This window comes from Pseudomonas sp. IPO3749, assembly GCF_013386605.1.
GTDB classification, from domain to species: Bacteria; Pseudomonadota; Gammaproteobacteria; order Pseudomonadales; family Pseudomonadaceae; genus Aquipseudomonas; species Aquipseudomonas azotoformans_A.
The window spans coordinates 1-2,304 of sequence record NZ_JACARN010000148.1 but is presented as its reverse complement, the minus strand read 5'-3'; the positions used below and the strand labels follow the sequence as shown (position 1 = coordinate 2,304).

General features: G+C 60.5%; 2 protein-coding genes. One reads left to right on the top strand and one right to left on the bottom strand.

The genetic code is table 11. The features are described from left to right. Positions 1-103 precede the first annotated feature (103 nt). Positions 104-1,009, top strand: coding sequence for a cation diffusion facilitator family transporter (locus HX812_RS31850; RefSeq protein WP_038851227.1), 906 nt, complete (start codon positions 104-106; stop codon positions 1,007-1,009). On the opposite strand, the gene HX812_RS31845 is transcribed toward HX812_RS31850, so the two are convergent. Further along, positions 981-2,099 carry an AGE family epimerase/isomerase gene (locus tag HX812_RS31845; protein ID WP_038851225.1) on the bottom strand — a complete coding sequence of 373 codons (1,119 nt, stop codon included), beginning with the start codon at positions 2,097-2,099 and terminating at the stop codon, positions 981-983. The two genes, HX812_RS31850 and HX812_RS31845, sit on opposite strands and share 29 nt — an antisense overlap. Between the last annotated feature and the right edge of the window lie 205 nt (positions 2,100-2,304).

Genomic DNA, 2,304 nt, shown 5'->3' with positions numbered 1-2,304 from the left:
GCAAGCTCCCTCGCCACAATCAGCCAAAACAGGTCATAAGGTACACTCATCTCCTGAAAACCCCTCCGCACTGTGCGGATTAAAGGTTTTAACGGGAGGAAATGTGAGTAACCGAGGTGAGCAGGCACTGCTCAAACAATCGACCATCCTGATGTTCGCCGTCGCGATCGCCGGGATTGTCACGGGTGTGATTTCTGGCGCCCAATCCATTCTGTTCGACGGCTTTTTCTCGTTGATCGCCACCGCCATCAAGGTGTTGATGCTGATCACGGCCAAGCTGATCGCCAAGAAAAGCAACGACCGTTTCCAGTTCGGCTATTGGCACCTGGAGCCCATGGTGCTGCTGATCGAAGGCAGTTTCCTGTTGCTGATCGCCATCTATGCGTTCCTCAATGGCGTGTTCGGCATTATCAATGGCGGCCGTGAGATCGAGTTGGGGTTGGTGATCATCTACGCGGCGGTGTTTACCGTCGTCGAGTTCGCCTATTTCTTCTACGTGCGTTATCGCAATCGCCAGTTGAAATCATCGCTGATCCAGTTCGACAACATCAGCTGGCTGGTGGACGCGATGCTGTCGGTAGGCTTGCTGATCAGCTTCCTGGCGGCGCTGTTGCTCAAGTCCCAGGGCTATGGCGAGTGGGCGGTGTATGTCGACCCATTGATCCTGATCCTGCTGGCCCTGAGCATGCTGGCGCCGGCGTTCAAGATCCTGCGCCCGGCCTTGCGCGAGGTGCTGGGGATCGCGCCGGACCAGTTGGACGACACAGTGCGCGAGGTGATGGAAGCGGCGCAGGCCAAGCATGGTTTCGACGACTACGTGTCGTACGTGCAAAAGCACGGGCGGGCGCGGTTTATCGAGATTCATGTGGTGTTGCCGGCGGATTACCCGGTGGATAACGTCGCGACCCTCGACGGGCTACGCGAAGAGATATCCACAGGGCTCGGTGCGCCGGATGCAGCGCGTTGGCTGACGATCAGCTTTACCGGAGATCGCAAGTGGATTGCATAAGGCCCTGGTAACAGGTTGCCAAGTGATACGGCGTGGTCGACGGCATGTCCCGTCGGCTCACGGCGCCCTGGGCATCCAGGCATTCATTCCAGCCTTTTGCATGCAGGAAGTGCTGTTGCAGCGCCAGCAATTGGCGTTGCAGCACGGCTTCGCTGTTGGGGCGCAAAGTCAGTGCCCGCAGGTACTCGGCCTGGGCCCAGATACGCTGGGTGCCGTCACGCACCGTACCGTTCAGCGCCAACATGCCACTGACCGCACCGCTGAGGTTATCCACACCCTTGAGTTCTGCGTAGGCGAACGCCCGGGTCAGGGACGCATGCAGCGGCGTACCGCGCAGCACATCCGAAGACTCCAGCAAGAAGAACCATTCGAACTGGTGCCCCGGTTCAAACCAGTTATCCACAGCACCCAGCGGTTTTTCCATCATTACGCCGTGCTGGCGGTCGATGAAGCGCTGCTGCATGGCCGTCGCCAACGCCAGCAGGGCGGCTTGCACGTTGGCATCCTCACGCACCGCGAGGGTGGCGAGGAAACCTTCGGCCAGGTGCATCAGCGGGTTTTGCAGTGGGCCGGACTTGAGCGATGACCAGTTGCGTTCCAGCACGGCTTCGTACAGGCCGTCGCCTGTGGAGAAGCGCTCGGCGACCACTTCCAGGGCGGCGTTGAGCACCGACTCCACCAATGGCTCACGCACCTTGGCCCAGTAATGGGCGCAGGCAAAGATGATGAAGGCGTGGGTGTAGAGGTCTTTGCGCTTGTCCAGCGGCTGGCCGGACGGGTCGATGCTGTAGAACCAGCCGCCGTGCTCGGCGTCGTGGAAGTGCCGTTGCAGGGAGCGAAACAGTGCCGCTGCGCGTTCTTCAGCAAAGGCCGCGCCGGGCACGCCGATCAGGCTGGCAAACAGATACAACTGCCGGGCGCAGGCCATGGCACGGTAGCGTTGCGGGGGCAGTGGCTGATGATCGGCGTCCAGCGCCTCATAGGGCAATGCCAGGTCGGCATTCCAGCCCGGGCCTTGCCAGAGCGGCACGATCAGGCTGTGGAAGTGCGTTAGCACGGTGTTCAAAGAGGGTTGGGAAGCGCTGGGCATTGGCTGGCGTCGTCACGGCAGGGGTGTAGGCGCGCATGGTATCAGGCTTGGGTTCTGTGTTGTTTGTACTGCCGCCTTCGCGAGCAAGCCCGCTCCCACATTTTGACCGCATTCCAAGGAAGTACTCGGTCAAATTGTGGGAGCGGGCTTGCTCGCGAAGAGGCCCTTGTCGGCGCCGAAAATCAGCCCGCGAGCAACCAGACCC